Origin of the sequence: Undibacterium sp. Di27W, from assembly GCF_049340345.1 — a bacterium.
GTDB lineage: Bacteria > Pseudomonadota > Gammaproteobacteria > Burkholderiales > Burkholderiaceae_D > Undibacterium.
Genome location: NZ_JBMPOS010000006.1, coordinates 1 through 22,755, shown reverse-complemented (window position 1 = coordinate 22,755; position 22,755 = coordinate 1). Strand labels below are relative to the sequence as shown.

At 49.2% G+C, this 22,755-nt stretch carries 20 protein-coding genes and 1 pseudogene; 12 read left to right on the top strand and 9 right to left on the bottom strand.

Annotated elements, in window-relative coordinates; genetic code table 11:
- The first annotated feature begins 40 nt into the window (after positions 1-40).
- From ACO0LF_RS13585 to ACO0LF_RS13575, 3 genes are read left to right on the top strand one after another with little or no spacing between them, the layout of a single operon-like run.
- On the top strand, positions 41-1,735 hold the full coding sequence (locus tag ACO0LF_RS13585; RefSeq protein WP_423014726.1) for a hypothetical protein: 1,695 nt from the start codon (positions 41-43) through the stop codon (positions 1,733-1,735).
- Between the two features lie 34 nt (positions 1,736-1,769).
- On the top strand, positions 1,770-3,479 hold the full coding sequence (locus tag ACO0LF_RS13580; RefSeq protein ID WP_423014724.1) for an Hsp70 family protein: 1,710 nt from the start codon (positions 1,770-1,772) through the stop codon (positions 3,477-3,479).
- Positions 3,476-4,753, top strand: coding sequence for a hypothetical protein (locus ACO0LF_RS13575; protein WP_423014722.1), 1,278 nt, complete (start codon positions 3,476-3,478; stop codon positions 4,751-4,753). Before ACO0LF_RS13580 ends, ACO0LF_RS13575 begins: the two co-directional genes overlap by 4 nt.
- Positions 4,754-4,760: 7 nt before the next feature.
- Here ACO0LF_RS13575 and ACO0LF_RS13570 read toward each other — a convergent pair whose 3' ends face one another.
- Genes ACO0LF_RS13570 through ACO0LF_RS13555 form a run of 4 tightly spaced genes read right to left on the bottom strand, consistent with a single transcriptional unit; the run spans position 4,761 to position 6,823 of the window.
- On the bottom strand, positions 4,761-5,489 hold the full coding sequence (locus ACO0LF_RS13570) for a hypothetical protein (protein WP_423014720.1): 729 nt from the start codon (positions 5,487-5,489) through the stop codon (positions 4,761-4,763).
- Positions 5,486-5,629, bottom strand: a complete 144-nt coding sequence (locus tag ACO0LF_RS13565) for a hypothetical protein (protein ID WP_423014718.1) — start codon at positions 5,627-5,629, stop codon at positions 5,486-5,488. The genes ACO0LF_RS13570 and ACO0LF_RS13565 overlap by 4 nt, the downstream gene beginning before the upstream one ends.
- Positions 5,619-6,386, bottom strand: a complete 768-nt coding sequence (locus ACO0LF_RS13560; RefSeq protein WP_423014716.1) for a tRNA(His) guanylyltransferase Thg1 family protein — start codon at positions 6,384-6,386, stop codon at positions 5,619-5,621. Before ACO0LF_RS13560 ends, ACO0LF_RS13565 begins: the two co-directional genes overlap by 11 nt.
- Positions 6,383-6,823: an AAA family ATPase gene (locus ACO0LF_RS13555; RefSeq protein ID WP_423014714.1), complete on the bottom strand. Its 441-nt coding sequence runs from the start codon at positions 6,821-6,823 to the stop codon at positions 6,383-6,385. Before ACO0LF_RS13555 ends, ACO0LF_RS13560 begins: the two co-directional genes overlap by 4 nt.
- 482 nt (positions 6,824-7,305) lie before the next feature.
- Between ACO0LF_RS13555 and ACO0LF_RS13550 the strand changes: the two genes are divergently transcribed.
- Positions 7,306-8,517 (top strand): DUF2235 domain-containing protein, encoded by a 1,212-nt coding sequence (locus tag ACO0LF_RS13550; protein ID WP_423014712.1) that lies wholly within the window; start codon positions 7,306-7,308, stop codon positions 8,515-8,517.
- 115 nt (positions 8,518-8,632) lie between these two features.
- Here ACO0LF_RS13550 and ACO0LF_RS13545 read toward each other — a convergent pair whose 3' ends face one another.
- Positions 8,633-9,271, bottom strand: a complete 639-nt coding sequence (locus tag ACO0LF_RS13545; RefSeq protein ID WP_423014710.1) for a TetR/AcrR family transcriptional regulator — start codon at positions 9,269-9,271, stop codon at positions 8,633-8,635.
- Positions 9,272-9,545: 274 nt separating this feature from the next.
- Between ACO0LF_RS13545 and ACO0LF_RS13540 the strand changes: the two genes are divergently transcribed.
- From ACO0LF_RS13540 to ACO0LF_RS13510, 7 genes are all read left to right on the top strand, one after another.
- Positions 9,546-9,929, top strand: a complete 384-nt coding sequence (locus ACO0LF_RS13540) for an RNA-binding S4 domain-containing protein (protein ID WP_423014708.1) — start codon at positions 9,546-9,548, stop codon at positions 9,927-9,929.
- Positions 9,930-10,276: 347 nt separating this feature from the next.
- Positions 10,277-10,879 (top strand): TetR/AcrR family transcriptional regulator, encoded by a 603-nt coding sequence (locus tag ACO0LF_RS13535; protein WP_423015311.1) that lies wholly within the window; start codon positions 10,277-10,279, stop codon positions 10,877-10,879.
- A gap of 66 nt (positions 10,880-10,945) precedes the next feature.
- Positions 10,946-12,736 (top strand): acyl-CoA dehydrogenase C-terminal domain-containing protein, encoded by a 1,791-nt coding sequence (locus ACO0LF_RS13530; protein ID WP_423014706.1) that lies wholly within the window; start codon positions 10,946-10,948, stop codon positions 12,734-12,736.
- Positions 12,737-12,793: 57 nt separating this feature from the next.
- Positions 12,794-15,181, top strand: coding sequence for a 3-hydroxyacyl-CoA dehydrogenase/enoyl-CoA hydratase family protein (locus ACO0LF_RS13525; RefSeq protein ID WP_423014704.1), 2,388 nt, complete (start codon positions 12,794-12,796; stop codon positions 15,179-15,181).
- A gap of 190 nt (positions 15,182-15,371) precedes the next feature.
- The gene (locus ACO0LF_RS13520) at positions 15,372-16,568 is read left to right on the top strand and encodes an acetyl-CoA C-acyltransferase (RefSeq protein WP_423014702.1); all 1,197 of its coding nucleotides are present in this window, start codon (positions 15,372-15,374) and stop codon (positions 16,566-16,568) included.
- Positions 16,569-16,648: 80 nt separating this feature from the next.
- Positions 16,649-17,524, top strand: coding sequence for an alpha/beta fold hydrolase (locus ACO0LF_RS13515; RefSeq protein WP_423014700.1), 876 nt, complete (start codon positions 16,649-16,651; stop codon positions 17,522-17,524).
- A gap of 23 nt (positions 17,525-17,547) precedes the next feature.
- Positions 17,548-18,324: an enoyl-CoA hydratase gene (locus ACO0LF_RS13510; protein WP_423014698.1), complete on the top strand. Its 777-nt coding sequence runs from the start codon at positions 17,548-17,550 to the stop codon at positions 18,322-18,324.
- Positions 18,325-18,668: 344 nt separating this feature from the next.
- Here ACO0LF_RS13510 and ACO0LF_RS13505 read toward each other — a convergent pair whose 3' ends face one another.
- The 4 genes and pseudogenes from ACO0LF_RS13505 to ACO0LF_RS13490 form a co-directional block, all read right to left on the bottom strand.
- A complete protein-coding gene (locus tag ACO0LF_RS13505; RefSeq protein WP_423014696.1) occupies positions 18,669-19,793 on the bottom strand; it encodes an N-6 DNA methylase in 1,125 nt (374 codons plus the stop codon).
- Position 19,794: 1 nt separating this feature from the next.
- Positions 19,795-20,781 (bottom strand): hypothetical protein, encoded by a 987-nt coding sequence (locus ACO0LF_RS13500; RefSeq protein ID WP_423014694.1) that lies wholly within the window; start codon positions 20,779-20,781, stop codon positions 19,795-19,797.
- 152 nt (positions 20,782-20,933) lie between these two features.
- Positions 20,934-21,260: pseudogene (locus ACO0LF_RS13495) on the bottom strand (winged helix-turn-helix transcriptional regulator); the annotation flags it as partial.
- Positions 21,261-21,454: 194 nt separating this feature from the next.
- Positions 21,455-22,087, bottom strand: coding sequence for a hypothetical protein (locus ACO0LF_RS13490; protein WP_423014692.1), 633 nt, complete (start codon positions 22,085-22,087; stop codon positions 21,455-21,457).
- A 379-nt stretch (positions 22,088-22,466) separates the two neighbouring features.
- Between ACO0LF_RS13490 and ACO0LF_RS13485 the strand changes: the two genes are divergently transcribed.
- Positions 22,467-22,755: DUF6531 domain-containing protein (locus ACO0LF_RS13485; RefSeq protein WP_423014690.1), on the top strand; the 289-nt coding region annotated here is incomplete at its 3' end.

Below are 22,755 nucleotides of genomic sequence, written 5' to 3'. Positions count from 1 at the left end.
AAAAAGCTTATTCGCCATTCATTTTTCAGGATAGTGTTTCATGTTGTTAACGCCCGCCATGCTTGCCACCATAGACCAGGCAGTTGATATTGCTGCTGAGGCCTTTCAGGTATTGGCTGAGCGCGAATGGCCGCTGACTTTCTATGATATCCATGAAAATGGCAAGCGCTGGGAAGAAAAACCAGTTGGTAATGAGCAGGATATAGATCAGCAGGCCAAGGCCTGGTCGCAAATCAAGATGCCAGGCACGCTGGTGAAATTGGTCGTGGATAGTCGCACTGTGGTATTGCCAGATTCCTTTTTTACCAAGGCCTTGTATATGGAGTTCGCCAGTGTAGCGACGCCCCTGCATGGCTTGACCCTGGCATTACCCTATAAACATACGACAAAAGGAACTGGCCTGGTCACTGGCACGGTGCAAGTGCGGCGTTATCTGGAAACTTCTTATTTTTTGCTGGATGAAATACTGCCTGCATTCGCGACCGGACTCAGGCAGCGCTGTGCAAAGCATTGGTTAAGTCCCCTGGAATATGATCGCAAGGCTCGTCCTTCGCAAATCAAGTTTGAGTCAGAATCCGATCCAGTCAATGCGCGCTGTCCATCCATCACAGCTTTGACAGAAACGACACAAAATAGTAATGACATAACCGCGCGCTATCTGGATGCCTTGATGGAGCGTTATTGCTTTGAAGATGGTATCTCCTGGCAAAAAGCACTGTATCAATTGCAGCTGGATTTCAGTGTGTCCAGTTTATTACGCATAGATTATCTGTTGACTGAACTGCAGCCCACCCTGCAACTGAGTGAAACTGAATTCCTGGCACGTACAGCGAATATGAATTTCTTGTATTGCGTCGCTATGTATTGTGGCAAGGTCATAGCCAAGGGGGCTGCTACCCAAGTGGACTGGTATACCTATGCGCAATTCAGTCAGCGTTTCCCCGCACAGCTCAATTTTCCAGCCAGCCCTGCCACTGGCCTGATAGGTGTATTTAATGCCAGGGGTGGTGACATGGGGCAGGTTTTCTTTCCTGTGCAAGCTTTGTTGCAGCGTTTGTTTGGCAAGGGTAGTGCCCAGCAATTGCTGGATACTTTCAAAGCCTGGGGCGAGGCTGCGCAAGGGCACAGGGCCAGTCAAATCAATGATGAAATGCCTTTGATACAAAAAAAGATCAATGCCTTGCCTGCGCACCAGCGAGATTTTTTGGCGATACAAAGAATGGCCTGGTTTGAAGGTAAATATTTTGATCAATGGTTTCAACAATATCACAAGCTGTTTCAAGGCAGCAGGCTGGTCTGGGGCTGTATCATCCAGGCGCATAATGATTTGTATACCGATGATAAAGCTGACCACCTGGCAGAGATTATTTTTGACCCTCAGGGTATATTGTCACCACAGCAGTTGAACGCAGTTGCCAGCAAGGTCATGTCTTACAAAGGATGTCGCCCTTATGATGCGCGCCTGCGTTTCCTGGCAGATGTGATGACCGATGAAGCTACCTCTGTCTTGGGTGTGAAAATACCCTACCGCTTGTCCAGTGATGATTTATGCACTTCCACCCTGGTATTAACGCGCAAGCATTTGCCCGGTGGACGCCTGTTTTCATCGTATTTACCGATATTGATACACGATGATATGCCCGGCATTGCGACAGCTTTGCCTGGATATTTTTGGACAGCAGCAATCGCCAGAGAATGTGCGGCCTATGGCTGGCCCGTGCAACAAGCTGCTTGAACTGGCAATGAATAATGAGTAAAAGGTTAGAAAAATGATAGTCGGCATAGACCTGGGTACCACCAATAGCTTGATTGCAGCCTGGAAGGATGGCAAGGCACAGTTGATACCCAATGCCCTGGGACATAAATTGACACCTTCCTGTGTCAGTATCAATGATGATGGTGAAGTCCTGGTTGGCTTGCCTGCGCGCGACCGCTTGTTGAGCAAGCCTGCATCTTCCGTCGCTTTTTTCAAGCGCTACATGGGAACAGAAAAACGTTTTCAACTGGGTGAGCGTAGTTTCAGACCAGAAGAATTATCGTCCCTGGTCCTCAAGGCTCTGGTGGCGGATGCCGAAGCATTTTTGGGTGAGAAAGTCACTGAGGCAGTGATTACCGTGCCAGCCTATTTCAATGATACCCAGCGCAAGGCCACCCGCATTGCTGGCGAGCTGGCAGGTTTGAAGGTGGAGCGACTGTTGAACGAGCCCACCGCCGCCGCACTGGCCTATGGTTTGCATAATGCACCCAAAGAATCGCAGTTCCTGGTGTTTGATCTGGGTGGTGGTACCTTCGATGTCTCGATACTGGAATTGTTTGCTGGCATCATGGAAGTAAGGGCTACCGCCGGTGATAACTTCCTGGGTGGTGAAGACTTTACTGATGCCTTGCTGAAAGGCTTTCTGGCAGAGGCGGGCAAGCTTGCCGGTATCGTGGAAAAGCAATTGACGCCAGCCCAGTCTGCCCAATTGCGCATAGAGGCTGAACGAGTCAAGCGTGCTTTCTCCAGTGGCGACAAGCAAGTGTTTTCTTTTTACTTTAATGAGCGTGAAGTGCGCTGGGATGTCAGCGCCGACATGTTTGAAAAGCTGAGTGAAGAATTACTGCAACGCTTGAGCATACCGGTAGAGCGCGCCTTGCGTGATTCGAATATCAAACCTGCCGAGCTTGACCGTGTCGTCATGGTGGGGGGCTCTACCCGCCTCAACATGGCGCACCGCATGCTGACCCGCTTATTTGGCCGCTTCCCCAGCCGCGACATTGATCCTGACGAAGCCATCGTCATCGGTGCAGCCGTGCAAGCAGGCTTGAAAGCACGTGACGCTGCCCTCAATGATGTCGTCATGACAGACGTCAGCCCTTATTCACTGGGCATAGCAGTATCAGAAGAATATGGTCGCAACGAACTCAGGACTGGTCTTTTTTGCCCTTTGATAGAACGCAATACCGTCGTGCCGGTGAGCCGTTCAAAAGAATTTTATCCTGTCAACGAGCGTCAGGAATGCATAGATATCCGTATCTTTCAGGGTGAAAGCCGCGAAGTGAAAGACAATATTGCCCTGGGTGCGCTCAAGGTTTACCTGCCTTTCGCCCCCGATGTCGATCGCGGCGTAGATGTGCGTTTTACTTATGATATCAATGGTTTGCTAGAGGTAGAGGCGACCGTCAAGGAAACTGGTGAAAGCAAGATTTTGCTGATAGAACAAAATCCTGGCTCCATGTCTGAGGAACAAATAGCGCATAGTCAGCAAGTCATGAAGACCTTGAAAATTCATCCTCGTGACCAGCTTGAAAATCAATCCATACTGGAACGCATGAAGCGCCTGTATGAGCAAAATCTTGGCAACCGGCGTGACTGGGTAGCAGCCCGCATCAGCCAATATGAGCAAATCCTGGAAAGGCAAAACCCCAGGGAAATTGCCAAAGCCAATGAAGTTTTTTCTGAAGTGCTGACACGCTTTGAAGGCGCGCCCTTGCTATGAGCCCGTTTCAGCGCTTGGGCATAGAAGCGACCGCTGACAAGCGGCAAATCAAGCTGGCTTATGCGGCTTTGCTCAAGCAAGCCCATCCTGAAGATGACCCGGAAGGTTTCCAGGCTTTGCGGCGTGCCTATGAAGAAGCGCTGTCCCAGGCGGCGAATGGTGTCCAGGCTTTGCCAGCCATGGCAACAGAAGCCGCCATGCTGCCGGACATACATTTGCACGAGGAAGCGGCGTTGCCCGACACCGCAGAACTGGAAGCGCAAATTGCCGGGCATGCTGATGCAGCAAACGAAAAACGCCAGGCTGAGACTTTCCCTGCGCACTTGCTGGACCAAACCCTGGACTGGAAACCCAAGCTGGATTTGAGCCTGGAAACTGATACGCAGCTTGAACAGCAACAGACGCAAAAATGGGCACCAGGCCCGCGGCCCCTGACCCGCTATTTTTCCAAGAAAGCGGGTGTCAGCCTGGGAGGCAGCGATAGTTCGGACAGCAAGGCAGGTGGCGTACATCTGGATAAGAGCCCAGACCCCTATATTGCCGCTGCAAGCGTTTGCAAAAGCCTGCTCAGGACAGATGCCAGGCAAAGGGCAGGCAAACTAAAGCATTTATTGCAGCAAGCAGGTTGGGAAAATCTGGATTTCAAAAATAAGCTAGAGATAGCATTCGTGACGGTGATTAATGAAGAATTTGACAGCCGTTACCTGTTGGTCAAACTCCTGATCGCTTACTACGACTGGCAACAGCAAACCATAGGCAAGAAGGGAAGGGCAAACTCACAAGCCATCCTGGAGTTGATACGTAAAGCCAGGGCACGTGAGTGGAGTAATCACACCCTTGAGCTGCCCGCCAGCAATCCTGCGTCGATCGCATACCGTTTTTTGCGTGCGCCGCCGCATGAGGCAAGATTTCAGGAGTTTTTGCGACATGCAGAGAATTTCCGGGCCATGCATAAACTGATGCAGGAGTTGCATGATGAAGCCAGGGATGTTTTGGTCTATGAAGTCAATTCTGCTTCTGTGCAATGGTGGCTAAATTATTTTGAAATGTGCCATACCTTGCAAGCCGGCGGCAATACAAAAGAGCCGCATAAGAAGAAGCAAAAGGAAAAATACAAAGGTAAATACAAGAGAATATCCGACATGCGGCAGTGGCTGGCCACGGCAAAAAAATGGCTGATCAGTGCTGGCATCGTGGTCGCAATACTCGCTTGCGCAACCTGGTATTTTCTTCCTGAAGTGTTTCAGGATTTATTATCGGGTTTAGGCAATTGAACCAGCTTTATCTTGCGCTCTTGCTGTGTATTGCATACTCAGCAAGACCGTAGACCAACGCGGCATAAACAGCCAGCCTTGGGTCTATCAGTGCAAAAGCCAGCACACCGCAGATGCAGCCGATTGCCCGGTACAGAGGATTTTCAAGCCTCATTCTTGCCAGCAGGGCAGCTGCAATCGCAGACATGGCCAGGACGATAGCAGCATAAAAACACCAGTCGATTAAATGATTGGGGCTGATATCAAAGATGGTCGCCAGGTAAGCTTCTTCAGGTAACATGCCGCCTCCATTTTGAGGCGCGAAATAATGCGAAATATCCAGATGGAAGTTGATGGATTTCAGATAATTGACACCAGCGATCAGGATGATGGCGACGCTCCCCGTGAGCAGGGAATAAATGCCCCATGGGCTGCGGTATTGGCCCATCCTTCTAATACCAGCGGGCGCCAGGTATTTGTCATTACTAGCGAAAATGTTTTTTAAACTGTCGAACATGCCCAGGCAAGTAAGTAACATGAAAGCCAGATAGACCAGGTTGCGGGTAGTGGGGCGCGCATCCTGGAATTGTGGCTGGGCATACAAAAAGCCCATGCCTGCCGCAGTGATGACCGCGAAAATGAAGCCCGCGTATCTGCTTGTTTTGAGTTTCTGTGTACAACTGGCCCAGATGAAGAGCAAGGGTATGCATAGCAGATAAGAAGCTGCCAGGAGCAAAATCAGGAACATAGATTTCATCCCCAATGCATACAGGCTAAACCACGTCCAGCCAAGTTTGTCATGACGCCAGCCAGTAGCCAGATCAGCGGTGCAAACATGGGGGACAGCGCATAGGCTTGCAAGGGGGCCTGCTGTACAGAACGATGATCAGTCGACATTATCTTTTAGTAGCTGCCACAAGAACTCACTATATGCGTCCCCCTGTGGCAATTCATAGTCTGTCTTCAAGGCTTTTCTGGTGCTAACAACTTCTTTATTTTCTTTTGGGTTAAAGCCGATTTTTTCTTCTTCGATCATATACAAACCAGTACCGCGTTTTTGCCATAGCGGCAGGGTCTTGAAATTGATATCCCTGCTTTGCAGTAAAGCTTCTTTTTCAGCCAGCGACTTGCCTTCTATAAAGCTGGTGGTCTCGTTTTGCGATTTGCCTTCTTTCCTGAGCTGCCAGTAGCAATGTGCATTCAAGGCATTTCTGTTGGCATCTTCATTGCGCCAGCGAAAATAATCGACGACCAGGTTTTGGCTGGGCAATTGGCAGATACGGCAATCGAAGGCTGCTACCTGGCCCAGCATGAGGCTAAATTTGGCCGATGCTTCACCCGCCAGCAGGGAATTGTATTTTCTTAATTTGCGGCCAAAGGCATTGATATGCAGGTCAAACAATAAGGAAATCTCATCGCTCTGGTTGTAGGCGTAAATGACCTTGAAGCCGCAATTCCTCAAATGCTTGCAGGTTTCTACCATCAGATCACGAAACCTGATGTCAAACGGTGCTTCAAAGTTGCAGGTTTCTTTGGTCAGTCGTGTAAAGCCTCGGCCATCAATGCGCGCCACCATATACGTCCCGTTGGGGACGTAGTCGTCATGCGCAGTTTCATAGCCGCGCATGAGTTTTTCCAGTTCATCAAACTTCATTTTTTCCAATCTGTGGCTGTTAATTTGCCATCTATCAAATCGACGTAATACAAGCGATCAAAGCCTTCGTCATAGTTGGGGATTTCCAGTTTTCTATGGGTATCCAGTATGCCTACTTTGGGTACCAGGTCTTTGCCTTGCCGCTGGCTATTCCATGCCAGCGCTCTTTCCAAATCAGTTTTGAAGTAATACGCAGTCACAGGCCATTGTCTGGCCTTGATCTGTTCCAGATAACTAGCCCGGATTTCTTTTGTTGGATTGGTGTTGTCGATGACAAAGGGCATGCTGGTATCAAAGCAAAATTCCAGTAAACGGGCCTGGCGGTTTTTTGTTTTCAGCAAGTCATTGCTGATACGCAAGTGGCTATTAAAAAAATGCTCTTTGTAAAAAGAAGATTTGCCGCTCGCTTGTAGTCCTATGAAGATGATGGCTTCCATTCTTGCCTCTGCCTGACTGTCTGACTGTGTAGTTGTTTGGCTGGCATTGTATTACAAACATGGCGGCAAAATTGAACACTGAACCCAAAGTCGCAAGCGCATGGTGAAACTGCCGAATGCATGCGTAGATGTAAAAAACATAAAACTTCAGTAAGAAAATATTGTACAATTCTGCCTGTTAAATTATTTTAATATAAATACTAATTGGCAACATTTTACTATGAACATTCATGCTGGGCCTTGCTTTAACAGTCTTGTGTTTTGAAGTGTAGTTTTTTGCTAAAGAAGCAAATCATGACTTGCTGCCTGAGGATATGGCAGACCCTGGAACTTGGGCAATTCTTTAGCGACTGTTGAGTAAAACATCTGTATGCCTGGTAAAGATTTTGGGGCTGAGGCAGCAAAAATGCATCCTGTTTTTGCAGTTTCAAACTCATTTACAGACCTGCACCAGCAGGCATTACTTTAATAAGGAGATCAGCATGAGTAAAACGATAGTCGTCTGCCTCGATGGTACTTGGAATGGTCCTGGCGAAAAAGATAAAAAAGGTAATCCCACCCCATCGAATGTACAGAAGTTATTTGAGCGTCTTGCTGGCACACCAGCGTTGCAAGCTGCTCAGGAAGAATTTGAGATGGAATATCGCGATAGCGCCACCAATAAAGTCCAGGTGGTCAAATACCTGCATGGAGTTGGTGATTCCGAAAATATCCTGACCCGCTACGCAGAAGGCTCGACAGGCGCAGGCATACTTGCCCGTATCGTGCGTGCTTACACCTTCTTGTCACGCTATTGGCAAGAGGGCGACAATATCGTGATCGTAGGATTTTCGCGTGGCGCTTATACCGCCCGTGCGCTTGCGGGCTTGATAGTCAAACAAGGATTGCTGGACTGGAAAAAAATGCGTTTCGGTGATGGCGGTGATCCTGCTGCCTATGCCGCGGGCATGACAGCCTGGGCGGAATTTCGCAAGGCACCTGATGGCCGCAGCCCTGGTTTTATTGCTCGTGTAGACAATTTTATCAATCTGGCAAAGGCCTCTATTCTTTCTGGACTGAGTCATGAGCCTCAGCCTATTTATCAAAAAGAAGTAGGCATCAAGGCGATTGCGGTATGGGATACTGTTGGCGCTCTCGGCATCCCGCAGTTTGTCGGTGAAGATGGAACACCCACTGATTTGTTCGAGTTTGCCAATGGCGAACTCAATACCAAAGTGCAATTTGGTTTTCATGCTATCGCTGCAGATGAAGAGCGTACGGATTTTACGCCCACCTTCTGGACTAATCGTGAAGGCATCACCCAAACGCTATTCCCTGGCGCACATGCCGATGTTGGCGGTGGTTACCCCAAGATCAGCAATCAATGCGGTCTTTCTGATGGTGCCTTGCGTTGGATGCTTCAACGATTGGCGGAGCATGTTATCTTCAAACCTTATGAAGATCTTGTACCAGACGCTAAAGGGGTGGCGCATCAGCCCTGGCAAGACAAGCTCTATGCGATCCGCTCCCAGGCATTTCGCCAAATTCCAGCGGGTTTGCGCTTGAGTCAGTCCCTGATAGACCGTATTGATGCAGGTGAGGTGGTGGTTGAGGGTGAACGTAATCGTTCGTACTTCCCGGAAGGTTTGCTTGGCAAATATTTTGATCAAAATACTCGTCAGCGTCTAGCGAATATCGAGATTGATAAAGTGTAGGGTTGAGATGTAGCAGCTAAGTTTGAGGCAGAAAGTGAGCTGGTTGCAGCTACTTTCTGCCTCATTGAGTTCACAAGTTTTTCTGGAGAATTTTAAAGTTGATTATAAACCTGGCTCAGCCAGCCTGCGTAGCCGCCTTGATACCAGCAGTAATGAAGCGCAGCAGATGTGGTGCCGCCTGATCAGCCTGGCGGGCCGGGCACAGGCCATCAGACAGGCGTTCTATGCGGGTATCAACGACATGGTGTAGCAGGGCACCAAGAGCGAACTGATAACTCCAGTAGACACTCTCCGCAGACGCATGGGGCAGGGCATCGTGCAGGGCAGCGATGAATTCGCGAGCCATAGGGTCGTAGAATTCCCGGGTGATGCGTTCGCTGGCTTCATGTTGATCGATGACGCCGCGCATGACCATGCGCGAAAAATTGGCCCCTTCGGCTTTTTCATTGAGCTTGAGTACCGGCAGTACAAAGGCGGCGATGATGGCTTCCAGCGTGGTACCGGGTGCACTATGCGTGCGTGCGAGGCGCAAGCCATTCAGGCGCTCGGCGATATAGCCGCTGTGGTGTTCATAGATGGCGTGGTACAACTCATTCTTTGCGCCAAAGTAATAGCCTATCAGGGCGATGGGTACGGCAGCCTCATGGGCAATGTCGCGGATGGATACGCCTTCGTAGCTTTGCGCGGCAAAGCATTTCTCTGCAGCAATGAGAATCGCGCGTTTTTTTCCACTTAGTTCTTCAACAGAGCTCATGGGCTGATCCGGCCAAATTGGCAAGCATGCGAATGTAAATAAATTAATACAAATCTTTGCCGAATTGTACGGTCGTTCAGTTTATTGTCTATGCGCACTGCAACATAGCTCAACTTAATGGCAGGCTTTGTTGTATGCACAAACATTGGGCGAAAATGCCTTGTAATTGACTGACAGCTGCCATAAATTGCATCAAAATAGAATGAACGTATTTTTTAACGTCATACTTGCTTTACAAAGCTAGTTTATCCTGAACTGAAAAGCGATAACCTTCATGAGTGAGACCACCCGTATCGATAAATGGCTATGGGCAGCCAGATTCTTTAAAACCCGCAGCCTGGCCACCAATGCCATAGAGCTGGGCCGCGCTTTGCAGAACGAGCAGCGCGTCAAACCTGCCCACAATGTCAAAGTCGGCGACCTGATCGAAGTGCAGCAGGCTGAGCAGGTCTGGCAAGTCAGGGTCTTGCGCATACTGGAAACCCGTGGCTCGGCAACCATTGCCCAGACCATGTATGAAGAAACGGCAGAAAGTGCAGCAAAACGCGCCAAAGTGGCAGAAGACAGGAAGTATTTCCGCGAACCAACTGCGACCATGACAAGCAGGCCCACCAAGCGCGACCGGCGACAACTGGACCAGACGCATAATCAAGACTAGGTCGGGGTTGAGCCAGGATTAAGCAGAAAACAAAAAAAAGAAAGAACAGGAGGCAAAGCTCTCAGGACTTACGCAAAATTGTCCCAGCAAGGCGCAGCAACGAAGACAGTACTTTAGTACGGCGAGGCGCTGCAACGCAGCTGGGGCGGTTTTGCGTAAGTCCTGATAATAGATACTCTCCTCTAAAGACGGAATCTGGTTTGACTTTTCATGCGCTGTGCATAATAGTACGAGCGTTCGATAAATTCATTTGTTTGCATCACTTTTTGCTTCACTTAATGGTCACTACGGGCAGACATGAATCTTTTCAACACAATCAATGTAATATGAATATGACATCAAAATTCATGCGCAAGGGGGAACTGACCCGCGCCGCCATTCTGGATGTAGCCCTGGACGCTGCCAGCCGTGATGGTATCGAGGGGCTGACCATAGGTTTGCTGGCCGACAAGATGAACATGAGCAAGTCTGGCGTGTTCGCCCATTTCGGTTCGCGTGAAGATTTACAGATCGAAGTGCTGAAGCTGTACCACCATCATTTCGAGCAAGAGGTGTTTTATCCAAGCATGAAAGAAGAACGTGGCTTGCCGCGTTTGCAATCCATGTTTGCCTTATGGGTCAAGCGCGTCACGGTAGAGATTGCATCTGGTTGTATCTACATCAGCGGTGCAGCCGAATACGATGACAGGGCAGGGCCCATCAGGGATGAGCTGGTTGGTATGGTCCACGCGTGGCAGGGTGCCTTGCACCGCGCCGCAGCACAGGCGATACAACTGGGCCATTTGCGTGATGATGTCGAACCTGAACAGATTGTGTATGAAATGTATGGCCTCATCTTAGCCCTGCACCATGATGCGCGTTTCTTGCGCAAGCCGGGCAGTGTAAGCCGTGCCGAGATCGGATTTGAACGAATGATCGAGTATTACGCGCCGGTGCAGGTCACAGCCTGAGCTGGCACAGTCGCAAAAATTTAGTATCCACATTTACCGTTTTAACTTTGCCGTCAGGAGAAAATCATGGGTCAATATATCGCTCCATTGCGTGATATGCAGTTCGTGTTGCATGAGCTGTTGAATGTAGAAGAAGAATTGAAACAGCTGCCCAAGCACGCTGATGTTGATGGCGACATCATCAACCAGATTTTGGAAGAAGGCGGCAAGTTCACTGCCAATGTATTGTTCCCACTGAACCACTCCGGTGACCGCGAAGGCTGCCACCACGACAAGACCAACCACACTGTCACGACACCAAAGGGCTTTAAAGAAGCCTACAAGCAATATGTGGAAGCTGGCTGGCCTGCTTTGTCTTGCGACCCGGAATTCGGCGGCCAGGGCTTGCCACTGGTGGTCAACAATTCTTTCTATGAAATGTTGAATTCATCCAACCAGGCCTGGTCCATGTATCCAGGCTTGTCCCATGGTGCCTATGAATGTATCCATGAGCATGGCACTCCAGAACAAAAATCCCTGTACCTGCCCAAGCTGATCTCTGGCGACTGGACTGGCACCATGTGCCTGACCGAGCCACATTGCGGTACTGACCTGGGCATGCTGCGTTCCAAAGCAGAGCCACAGGCTGACGGCAGCTACAAAATCACAGGCGCAAAGATTTTTATCTCTGCCGGTGAACATGATATGGCTGAGAATATCATCCATCTGGTACTGGCACGTCTGCCAGGTGCACCAGAAGGTTCGAAAGGTATTTCCCTGTTCATCGTTCCTAAATTCCTGTCGAATGCAGATGGCAGCATTGGTGAGCGCAATCCTATTTTCTGCGGCGCGATCGAAGAAAAAATGGGTATCCACGGCAATTCCACTTGCCAGATGAATCTGGACGGTGCAACTGGCTGGCTCATCGGCGGCCCGAACAAGGGTTTGAATGCGATGTTCGTGTTCATGAATGCTGCACGTCTGGGCGTAGGCATGCAAGGCCTAGGCTTGACAGAAGTGGCTTACCAAAATGCCCTGGTCTACGCCAAAGACCGTATCCAGATGCGCAGCCTGTCTGGCCCTAAGGCACCGGACAAACCAGCTGACCCTATCATCGTTCATGCTGACGTACGCCGCATGCTGTTGACAGCAAAAGCCTATGCTGAAGGTGCACGTGCATTCTGTTCTTATGTTGCCCTGCAACTGGATAAAGAATTCAATCACCCTGACGAACAAGTCCGTAAAGATTGCGCTGACGAAGTCGCCTTGCTGACACCAGTCATCAAAGCCTTCATCACTGACAATGCATGGACTGCAACTTCTGAATGTCTGCAAGTTTACGGTGGCCACGGCTTTATCGCTGAATGGGGCATGGAGCAATATGTACGCGATGCCCGCATCAACATGATTTATGAAGGCACGAACACGATCCAGTCGCTGGATTTGCTGGGCCGTAAAATCCTCATGGACAACGGTGCAAAACTGCGCAAGTTCGGTGCCAAGGTACAGGCTTTTGTTGAAGCCAATGGCACTAACGAAGCACTGGCGGAATTCATCACGCCATTGGCTGATCTGGGCGACAAGGTCACCAAGCTGACTATGGAAATCGGCATGAAAGCTTTCCAGAATCCGGATGAAGTCGGCGCTGCTGCGGTGCCTTACCTGCGTGTAGTCGGTCATCTGGTGTACAGCTATTTCTTTGCACAAATGGCAAAGATCGCTCTTGAAAAACAAGATTCTGGCGACAAGTTCTATGTCTCCAAACTGGCAACAGCACGTTTCTACTTTGCCCGCCTGTATCCGGAAACAGCGATGCTGATCCGTCAGGCACGTTCTGGTTCTGCCAACCTGTTGTCACTCGAAGCTGACTTGTTCTAATCAAACATTCGCGCCATCCCATGTGGATGGGCTGGCGCGAAACTCTTGAGGTTAAAAATGACCAATTTCATCGTTAAAAAAGTCGCCGTTCTGGGCGCTGGCGTGATGGGTGCGCAAATCGCTGCCCACTGCATCAATGCAAAAGTGCCTGTCGTCCTGTTCGATCTGCCAGCCAAGGAAGGCCCAAAGAACGGCATCGTCCTGCGCGCCATCGAAAACCTGAAAAAGTTGAATCCTGCGCCGCTGGGCAACAAGGATGATGCAGCACTGATCGAAGTTGCCAACTACGAAGACAACCTCGACGTGCTGGCCGGTTGCGACCTGATCATCGAAGCCATTGCAGAACGCATGGACTGGAAGCATGATCTGTACAAGAAGGTTTCACCGCACATTGCACCAAATGCGATTTTCGCATCCAACACTTCCGGCCTGTCCATCACTGCCCTGTCTGATGGCTTTGATGCAGAACTGAAAGCCCGTTTTTGCGGCGTGCACTTCTTCAACCCACCACGCTATATGCACCTGGTGGAATTGATACCTACTGTTGCGACCCGTCCAGAAATCATCGACCAGCTCGAAGGCTTTCTGACAACGACACTGGGCAAAGGCGTCGTTCGCGCCAAAGACACACCTAACTTCATCGCCAACCGCGTCGGTATCTTCGGCATGCTGGCAACGATTTATGAAGCAGAAAAATTTGGTCTGACTGTCGATGTCGTCGATGACCTGACAGGCAAAAAACTGGGCCGTGCTTCTTCCGGTACTTTCCGTACTGCTGACGTGGTTGGTCTCGATACCATGGGCCATGTCATCAAGACCATGCAAGACAATCTGTCTGATGATCCTTTCTTCGCTGTCTATAAAACACCTGAAGTGCTGGCCAAACTGGTCGCTGCAGGTGCTCTCGGTCAAAAATCCGGTGCCGGTTTCTACAAAAAAGTTGGCAAGGACATCCAGCGCCTGGACTTCGCTACAGCACAATATGTGACTGGTGGCGCCAAGGCTGACGACGTCGTCGCCCGCATGTTGAAAGAAAAAGACCCGGTCAAGAAAATGAAGACCCTGCGTGAATCGACCAATGTACAGGCACAGTTCCTGTGGGCGATTTTCCGTGATGCCTTCCATTACATCGCCGTTCACGGCGCAACGATTGCTGACAATGCACGCGACATCGACTTTGCGATGCGCTGGGGCTTTGGCTGGAATGTGGGCCCGTTCGAAACATGGCAGGCATCTGGCTGGCAAGAAGTGGCTGGCTGGGTCAAGGAAGATATCGATGCAGGCAAGGCACTGTGCAATGCACCGCTGCCAGCCTGGGTATTTGATGGCCGCACGGGTGTTCATACTGCAGAAGGCTCCTGGTCACCTGCCAGCAATACTTACGTGCCACGTTCTACATTGGCCGTATATGACCGTCAAGCTTTCCGCGCGCCGGTACTGGGCACAGGCGTGGCAACTGGCGCAACTGCTGGAACGACTTTCTTTGAAGATGAATCCGTCCGTATCTGGCATCAGAATGACGACGTACTGGTCCTGTCACTGAAAACCAAGATGCACGTGATTGGCCCAGGCGTGATCGAAGGCATGGAAAAAGCCATCGCTGAAGCCGAGAAAAACTTCAAGGGTCTGGTCATCTGGAGTGCAGACGCGGCTGACGGCGGCGCCTTCTCTGCCGGTGCTGATTTGCAAGCGATGCTGCCTTTGTTCATGTCCGGTGGTGTAAAAGCCATAGAACCAGCAATCTCCCGCCTGCAAAATGCGCATCAGGCCTTGAAATACGCGAACATCCCTGTAGTTGCTGCCGTATCTGGCCTGGCACTGGGTGGTGGTTGCGAATTGATGATGCACACAGCCAAACGCGTGGCATCCATAGAGTCTTACATCGGTCTGGTAGAAGTGGGCGTAGGCCTGGTTCCTGGTGGTGGTGGTTTGAAAGAAGCAGCAGTACGTGCAGCGGCAGATGCCAAAGGTACGGATCTGCTGCAATTCCTGAAAAACTACTTCACCAATGCAGCCACAGCCGCCGTCTCCAAATCTGCGCTGGAAGCACAGAAAATGGGCTATTTGTCTGCGGATGACGTCATCGTCTTCAATCCTTACGAATTGCTGCACGTTGCGAAAGTTGAAGCACGCGCCATGTTTGATGCCGGTTACCGCGCACCTATGCGCAAACTGGTGCCAGTCACTGGCCGTCATGGCATCGCCACGATCGCTGCACAACTGATCAATATGCGTGATGGCGGTTTCATTTCTGCACATGATTTCAAACTGGGCAAAATGATTGCTGAAGTGGTCAGCGGTGGCGACATCGATAATGGCAGCCTGGTCAGCGAACAATGGTTGCTCGACATGGAGCGCAAGGCGTTTATGGAATTGCTGAATCATCCAAAAACACAAGAGCGCATTATGGGCATGATGCAAACTGGCAAGCCAGTCCGTAACTAAAAAGGAAAAACTTAAGATCCAAGACCTCTCATCACCGAAGCACAGAAACCCCGAGACACAGAGTTGACGCAGAGAATAACCTGGCAACTCGATCTTCTCCGCCTTTCCTCTGTGTCTCTGTGCCTCTGTGGTGAGGGGTCTTTGTTGAGAATAAGTTTTAGCTGACCTTAACGAATTGAGGTAATCAAAAATGACTAAACAACTCCAAGACGCCTACATCGTCTCTGCTACCCGTACCCCGATCGGTAAATCTGGTCGTGGCATGTTCCGTAACACCCGCCCTGATGACTTGCTGGTGCGCGTACTGCAATCTGCTTTTGCACAAGTACCTAACCTTGATCCTAAACTGGCTGAAGATGCGATCATCGGTTGCTCTTTCCCTGAAGGCGCACAAGGCCTGAACCTGGCACGCATGGGTATCTTGCTGGCCGGTTTGCCTAACACTATCGGTGGCGTTACCATCAACCGTTATTGCGCATCCGGCATCACTGCCGTTGCGATGGCGGCAGACCGCATCCGCGTTGGCCAGGCTGACGTGATGATCGCTGGCGGTGTCGAATCCATGTCCATGGTCCCCATGATGGGCAGCAACCCATCGATGAACATGGCCATCCTGAAAGATGAAAACGTAGGCATGGCCTACGGCATGGGTCTGACAGCAGAAAAAGTCGCCCAGCAATGGAAAGTATCCCGCGAAGCACAAGATGCATTTGCCCTGCAATCACATCAACGTGCCATCGCTGCGCAAAACGCTGGCTACTTTGATGCAGAGACTACTTCTGTCGATATCATCGACCGCGTACCTAACCTGGCAACGGGCGAAATCGAACTGAAAACCCGTACCGTCAGCCGTGACGAAGGCGCACGTCCAGATACCTCCATCGAAGGCCTGGCAAAACTGAAGCCTGTATTCGCCGCCAAAGGCAGCGTCACTGCAGGCAACAGCTCGCAAACTTCCGACGGCGCTGGTGCCCTGATCCTGGTCAGCGAAAAAATCCTGAGAGAATTCAACCTGACACCACTGGCACGTTTCGCTTCTTTCGCAGTACGTGGCGTACCACCAGAAATCATGGGTATCGGTCCTAAAGAAGCCATCCCGGCAGCATGCCGTGCCGCTGGCATCACACAAGACCAGATCGACTGGTTTGAATTGAATGAAGCTTTCGCAGCACAATCCCTGGCCGTCGTACAAGACCTGGGTCTGGACCCATCCAAGGTCAACCCTATGGGTGGCGCGATTGCCCTGGGTCACCCACTGGGTGCAACCGGTGCGATCCGTTCTGCAACGACTATCCATGCCCTGCATCGCAACAACCTCAAATACGGCATGGTTACCATGTGCGTAGGTACAGGTATGGGCGCAGCAGGTATTTTTGAACGCATGTAAGCTGCCTGCCTGAGCAAAAACAACCGCGCAGACTGTATTTTCTGCGCGGTTTTTTTTAATGAGCTGAGTTTGAAGGAGCCATGATGGAGACGGTACAAATTATCACCGCTGACGGCGCTGCGCTGACAGCAAAAAAATTCACACCCACAAGCACAATAAAATCAGTTGTCGTCATGCCGGCAGCCATGGGCGTGAAGCAAAATTTTTACGAACCCTTTGCTGAATTCCTGGCAGAAAATGGCATTGCCGTACTGAGTTTTGATTACCGCGGCATGGGTGAATCCATCCCCGAGCAATACCGTCATTCATTACGCGGTTTTGATGCCGACATCCTGATCTGGGCAGAGCGTGATTACAATGCCGCCCTGAAAATGGCAAAAGAATGGCAGCCGGATGTACCCTTGCTCATCGTTGGCCATTCGCTAGGCGGGCAACTGCCTGGCCTGGTACCGGATAACCATCTCATTGACGGCATGCTGACTGTAGGTTGCGGCAGTGGCTACTGGCGCGATAATGCGCCGCAATTGAAACGCATGGTGTGGCTGATGTGGTATTTTCTCGTGCCTTTGTATACCCGCATCTGGGGTTACTTCCCCGGAAAAAAAATGCGCAAGGTCGGTGACTTGCCCAAGGGCGTGATTTATCAATGGTCACGCTGGTGCCGCAGCCCGGAATATTTTGTCGAAAAAGACGGTAGCCCCATGCAAACCGGTCACCATAAAATCCACAAGCCCATACTCTGCATGAGCTTTACCGACGATGAAATGATGAGCCGCCGCAGCATAGACAGCATGCATGACTATTACAGCAATGCCAGGGTAGAGCGCCGTTACATCAATCCCAAAGACGTCGATGCCAGACGCATAGGGCATTTTGGCTTTTTCCGCCCACAGTTCCGCAACACACTTTGGCAGCAAGCCTTACAATGGCTGACTACCGCACCACAATCTACTTGATCAATAAAAAAGAGACTAGCACTATGGATATCCTGACCCACAAAGAAAACGGAATTTTGACGATCAACTTCAATCGTCCAGAAAAGAAAAACGCCATCACCCAGGCCATGTACCAAACCATGGCAGATGCACTGCGCGATGCAGAAACCGACGTGGCAGTACGCGCCATCCTCATCACTGGTAAACCAGAAATTTTCACTGCCGGTAATGACCTCGAAGATTTCATGAAGAATGCCAGCAGCATCACATCGTCAGACGCTATTCCCTCTGTCTATCAATTCATGCAGGCATTGAATGAATCAGGCAAACCAGTCATCGCTGCCGTTTCCGGCGCAGCAGTCGGCATAGGCACCACGCTGCTCATGCATTGCGACCTGATTTACCTGGCCGACAATGCCAAACTCTCCATGCCCTTTACGCAACTGGGCCTGTGCCCTGAATTTGCCTCCAGCATGATATTCCAGCAAATCGTCGGCTACCAACGCGCCGCAGAAAAACTCATGCTGGGTGAATCCTTCACTGCGGCAGAAGCTTTTGAAATCGGCTTCGTCAATAAAGTCCTGCCACTGGAGGCATTATTGCCTTACGCCCAGCAACAGGCAGCCAAACTGGTCGCCTTGCCAGCAGCCTCCATACGCACCACCAAGCGTTTAATGAAAGGCAATCAACCTGCCGCTATCAGTGACAAGATGACAGAGGAGAATAAATATTTCTCGGCCATGCTGAATGCGCCAGAAGCGAAAGAGGCATTCATGGCTTTCTTCCAGAAGCGCAAACCGGATTTTAGCCAGTTTAATTAGGCTGTTTGTTATCAACATCTGTGAGTTCGTAAAGTGCCACGGAAGGTGAGATTCTTGCCGCAGAAGGTGAGATTTCTGCCTTGAAAAGTGAGATTGCATTTCGATGATCATCTCATGCTTGGATCGCATGAGATATGTTGTTTTTTTGCGGACATCGTTGATGGTTGCCCTATAATGGAATGCTGAGGGTTCCATTTTTTGAGTTAGTGCCGTTGTGCAGTATTTCCTTCTTCATTTATAAAAATGCCTGCATACAATGCAGGCATTTTTATATTCTCGTGACTCAGTATTTTAGATATTCACTAAAATTTGAACCATGTTTTTAAAAATATTCTGTACGTTGATTAGTCTAAAACTAGTGTTACTCTAGGTTTGGAATTATCATTCCTTTGAGCTTTTTTGGATTGAGGTTGCATCACATACTGGACATTGACGCAACTTGATAGTACTTCACGAATTCGCTCCAGTGTCGTATAAGGAGCTCCAGTTCCTCCATAAGCACTTCGAAAAATTTCCCAGTCATCCAAGATGGCTTGATTCAGCAGACTTGCATTAGTATTCATTTTGCACTTAATACCAAGAACGCAGTCAGACAGCACTACTGACACACCTTCCGGTAGAAATGCAATCTTTTCTGGAGTAACTAATCCCACTCGTGGCACGAGGACAGCGGGTCCATGCATTATGTGTTTGTAGTCTACTGTACGACAACCGCGTAGACTTACTAGATTTTTTGACAAATTCGAAGTGTGCACCAAAGGATAACCATCTACAGACACCCACTCATCCACCAAGTGCATCTGTAACTTCCCCCTGATGATCTCTAGTTCACGAGGCACAACCGGTACTGCTGCTGGTGATATCACTCGTCCAACATGGTGATAGTGTAGAATCGCCACAGTGGTCGACGCCGCGATACCCTTGAAAGTAGAGCTTGAATTTGATAGGATTTTCTGCACAGCGAAGTGAGTCTTAATCAAATTCCACGCGTTCCTATCTCGTTGACTAATAAAGCAGCTATCCGGCAAGATCGCCACCATATATCCCCTCGGTGCAAGAAACTGCAGCGCACGGAGAAGAAAAGTCATGGTGCTACCGGCAGTCACTTGTGAGTCAAAAAATTCAGATTTTATTCTCGCTTTTCCTTTTTCACTAAACGGAGGGTTGATGAGAATACAGTCAATCTTCTTTTGGAGTGAAGATAGTTTGGAGCGTTTCAAAGATGAGTCAGAAAGGAAATCAGCAGCACTTATGTTCCATTCTCCATATATCCGGCGCAACCTTCTAGTGAGATTGATATCAATATCGTTTGCGATGAACTGAGAGTTTGGCCAACGTTTAAAGGCTTCAGACAATAGTGCTCCATCTCCGCAGGCGAAATCCGCTACGGAGTTTGGAGAAAACTGCGATGGCAGTCCCATAATCATTTGCCGGGCTATTCCCGGCGGCGTGTAGTGAGCGTCCAGCATATTAGTTCATTGCTACTTCCCCCGGTAAACGGGGCATTATTTTTTGATTTGCTAATTTCATTATTGCTGATACGTGATACACGTGCAATCTCTCTGTTCCATCGGTTCGACCATGCTTGCGAATCGGATGATCGTAAATCAATTCCGTTGCGCAAAAATCAGCAAGATGGAACAAAACAGCTCCCAAAGCATGAGGCTTGGTTCCAACCAAGGCAATTTTTATTGCTCTGTTAGGAAACTCTTCATGCAAATCTCCTAAAGTATAAAAACAACTGAATGGACAGTGGGCTGGCGCATATAAGACTGACTGCCATATAGAATTTTCCGAGAGAGTGGTGCGATTACCCAGAAAGGTCTCAAATAGATACCAGGGCTTGAATCCGGGAACACCGATGATCGGAATAATATCCTCGTAGTTTGGATCGATTTTCTCAATAATGTGCTTAAGTCGGGTTCCCTCAAAACCTAGGAGGCATGCGAAAAGTGGATCTACGTGGCTCTTTGCTGAGAGCACAGCAAAGCCAGGTAACGGAGCTATTCCGGTTATACGAGCACTTAATTCAAAAATCTGTCCGTCAACAGGCGCAGTACTACGGATGTAATTATTAGGTTCGACATACACAAACAGCACTTCTTGAGGCAATTTCAACGCTACGCGTAATAAAGCAGCCCAGACTGGATGTGTAAGTCCAGTCATATCGACGTATACTTTCCTAGTTCCCTTCGCCTTCTCCCAGAATTTGGCGAAACTTATCTGCGATCGAAGATAGTAAGGTTCTTTATCACCAATCACGTTGAATTCACTTTGCGTCTCAGAAATTATCTGCAAAAAGATTACATCCGGGTTTTCGCTCTTAAGTCTCGTTACGTGCGAAGTTCGTTCTTCTACTCCTTCGCCAAAAATATAGAGGCTTCCCGCTTCCGGGTTAAATTCGGCGACGCTTGAGTAACTGTCCGTTAAGATCGGTTGGTATTCAGTCGCCTGCATAGTAAGACTCAAAAAGTTGCAATTGATCTGGCAAAGAGTCGACTTCAGAGCGATTTGTTCCGTCCAAAATCCTCTTGATGGTTTGTTTGGGCTCATCAATAAGCCCAAGTTGTGCGTTTGCTAGCTGAATTGACCCTGTCAGTTTGATCCACCTTCCACTTCCTGGCAAAGGCTGCCACCCGGTCATACTCACCTTCAAATCCCAGCTCTTTCAGATCGAGATAAAGCTGCTTTACGCTTCGTCGCTGCTTACGATTTTTACCCGCTTCGGTTTTAAGCCAGCTTGAAAGCTGCAATGCATATTTATCGATGGTGCTTGTTGTTTGTCTATCCGCATAGGCTGGCTCCGTGACTTCGGAGCGTAGATAGTGCCGGACAGTGTTGCGAGAGATGCCCAGTCGTCTGGCGATCTCGCGTAATGGAATCTGGTCACGAATGTGCCAGCGTCGAATAATACCTAGTAATGCTACGTCAATCACTCCTGCTTCCTACTCATCAAGATAAGTAGGATAGCTTGCTAAACGTGGGTCACAATAGATGCAATTTATTCAGCAAAATGGGTCAATTTTCAGTGCAAATCAACAGATAGGGGTTAGTCATGGGGTCATCAAAATTGAAGATTTAAAAAAATCGGGTAAATTTGAAAGCAAATTAATTTGCTAGTGATGAAAAATCAATGTGCTGGCCCCTGCTGCTGATAATTGTTCAGCAAGAAATGCGCATTAGTTTCTATCTCTGACGCGTTGTCATTTTTTTCTTCAGTCGGCGCAATAGCCGGAGATACCTCAGCAGAATTCGAAGCCGCCAAGTCAGATTTCTCCTGCAGGGACTTAATCTCCGCAATCACTCGCTCAATATCCGTATTCAAAGGTGGAATGTCGAGATTACAAATAATGCACCGCTCAAAATATCCCAGCGCCGCATTGAAATCATCCTGCGCCATATGTGCAAAGCCCATGGCAAACAATTTCAAGGCATTGTTATCCGGCAAAGCTAATAGTGGCTGCCAAGTCAACAGCGCGACCGCCACCCGGGCTGACGTAAACTGCAACAGGCCCATCTGAAATCGTGCCAAGTGGAAGTCAGGTGCAAGCATCAGCGCATTTGCATAGGCTGTTTCACTCTCCGCTACCTGTCCCAGCGTAATGTACTCCGCTGCCAGCAAACAATACGTCGTCGCTGATTGAGGATTCATCGCCAATGCTTGCTGAAACAGCATGATCGCCGCCGGGCCATCATTAGCTTGGCTGATACGCAAAGCCTCCTGTAAGGTCTCATCAAAGCTGGCGGCAGTAGTGGCATTCATCAATAAAGTCCTGGTAATGGTTTGGGCAATAGTGCTGCAAATACGCAAACACGGCGTCATTCTAGCCAGAAAAAAGCTCACCTACAGATTTAAATGCGCGTTTGATCGCTTAATTTCAGCCAGGTGTCATTACCTGACCTTCAAAAACCACGCCTTTCACAAAATGCTGTTGCCATCATTTATTCTGTTAATTATAAGTATCAACAATATTTTTATAATAAATTAGGATTATTTTAAAAATAATCAACGGATATGCAAATTATTTTCGATTTCACCTAAACAAATTCAGAAATGTTTGGATTATTACTTACGAAAGCGACATGCAACAGGCTTGCAATTGTCGTAAAAATAATTGGCACGAACAGAAAAGGTAAATTACATGGTAGCGATTGTCAGCGGAAATGGTACTGGTTTAGGTCAGGCTTCTTTGGCACCACTCGGAGGGCGCGGAAACCTGGGGCAATCTTCTTCGGGTAAGACCGGAGAAAAAACCTATGTCAACGTCGGTACGGGTAACCTTGTCGTCCAAGACAGCGATGCTGTGATGGAAGGCCGTGGCAGTGATGTTTCCCTGCTACGCACCTACAACAGCCAGGGCAAGCTCAATGATGACAATGGTGATGCCTGGTGGATCAATGGTTACCGTCGCATTAACAATTTGTCTGGTA

Bases quoted from the DNA above. Each gene is read 5' to 3' on its own strand.
- ACO0LF_RS13585 (WP_423014726.1), top strand. From the start codon at position 41: ATGTTGTTAACGCCCGCCATGCTTGCCACCATAGACCAGGCAGTTGAT.
- ACO0LF_RS13580 (WP_423014724.1), top strand. From the start codon at position 1,770: ATGATAGTCGGCATAGACCTGGGTACCACCAATAGCTTGATTGCAGCC.
- ACO0LF_RS13575 (WP_423014722.1), top strand. From the start codon at position 3,476: ATGAGCCCGTTTCAGCGCTTGGGCATAGAAGCGACCGCTGACAAGCGG.
- ACO0LF_RS13570 (WP_423014720.1), bottom strand. From the start codon at position 5,489: ATGAAATCTATGTTCCTGATTTTGCTCCTGGCAGCTTCTTATCTGCTA.
- ACO0LF_RS13565 (WP_423014718.1), bottom strand. From the start codon at position 5,629: ATGTCGACTGATCATCGTTCTGTACAGCAGGCCCCCTTGCAAGCCTAT.
- ACO0LF_RS13560 (WP_423014716.1), bottom strand. From the start codon at position 6,386: ATGAAGTTTGATGAACTGGAAAAACTCATGCGCGGCTATGAAACTGCG.
- ACO0LF_RS13555 (WP_423014714.1), bottom strand. From the start codon at position 6,823: ATGGAAGCCATCATCTTCATAGGACTACAAGCGAGCGGCAAATCTTCT.
- ACO0LF_RS13550 (WP_423014712.1), top strand. From the start codon at position 7,306: ATGAGTAAAACGATAGTCGTCTGCCTCGATGGTACTTGGAATGGTCCT.
- ACO0LF_RS13545 (WP_423014710.1), bottom strand. From the start codon at position 9,271: ATGAGCTCTGTTGAAGAACTAAGTGGAAAAAAACGCGCGATTCTCATT.
- ACO0LF_RS13540 (WP_423014708.1), top strand. From the start codon at position 9,546: ATGAGTGAGACCACCCGTATCGATAAATGGCTATGGGCAGCCAGATTC.
- ACO0LF_RS13535 (WP_423015311.1), top strand. From the start codon at position 10,277: ATGCGCAAGGGGGAACTGACCCGCGCCGCCATTCTGGATGTAGCCCTG.
- ACO0LF_RS13530 (WP_423014706.1), top strand. From the start codon at position 10,946: ATGGGTCAATATATCGCTCCATTGCGTGATATGCAGTTCGTGTTGCAT.
- ACO0LF_RS13525 (WP_423014704.1), top strand. From the start codon at position 12,794: ATGACCAATTTCATCGTTAAAAAAGTCGCCGTTCTGGGCGCTGGCGTG.
- ACO0LF_RS13520 (WP_423014702.1), top strand. From the start codon at position 15,372: ATGACTAAACAACTCCAAGACGCCTACATCGTCTCTGCTACCCGTACC.
- ACO0LF_RS13515 (WP_423014700.1), top strand. From the start codon at position 16,649: ATGATGGAGACGGTACAAATTATCACCGCTGACGGCGCTGCGCTGACA.
- ACO0LF_RS13510 (WP_423014698.1), top strand. From the start codon at position 17,548: ATGGATATCCTGACCCACAAAGAAAACGGAATTTTGACGATCAACTTC.
- ACO0LF_RS13505 (WP_423014696.1), bottom strand. From the start codon at position 19,793: ATGCTGGACGCTCACTACACGCCGCCGGGAATAGCCCGGCAAATGATT.
- ACO0LF_RS13500 (WP_423014694.1), bottom strand. From the start codon at position 20,781: ATGCAGGCGACTGAATACCAACCGATCTTAACGGACAGTTACTCAAGC.
- ACO0LF_RS13490 (WP_423014692.1), bottom strand. From the start codon at position 22,087: ATGAATGCCACTACTGCCGCCAGCTTTGATGAGACCTTACAGGAGGCT.